This is a genomic window from Mediterraneibacter sp. 210702-DFI.5.30, from assembly GCF_020560115.1.
Lineage (GTDB): Bacteria > Bacillota > Clostridia > Lachnospirales > Lachnospiraceae > Mediterraneibacter > Mediterraneibacter faecis.
This window is the reverse complement of sequence record NZ_JAJCME010000217.1, coordinates 1-225: the sequence shown is the minus strand read 5'-3', so window position 1 is coordinate 225 and position 225 is coordinate 1. Positions and strand designations below refer to the sequence as shown.

Here is a 225-nt window from a genome sequence, read left to right as displayed (position 1 = left end):
AAGACATCCCCGTCATGTCCATAATAGTCAGCCACTTTGATTATCCAGTCCACCCGTTCAGGCTGAATCAAATGTTTGAGCGGCGTTTTTTCGCTAACGGTCTGTCCCTGCCAGACATAGTCACTGACGCCGACAAACTGAAATGGGCACAGCATCCGTTCGCTTAACGCCTCTTGAAGTCGAATCTCATAGGCCAGCTGGTAGTTGAACAAGGCATAGACGTTG

At 49.3% G+C, this 225-nt stretch carries 1 pseudogene; it reads right to left on the bottom strand.

Features of this window, described 5'->3' with window-relative positions:
* A pseudogene (locus LI126_RS15320) lies at window positions 1–225 on the bottom strand (DUF3427 domain-containing protein); the annotation flags it as partial.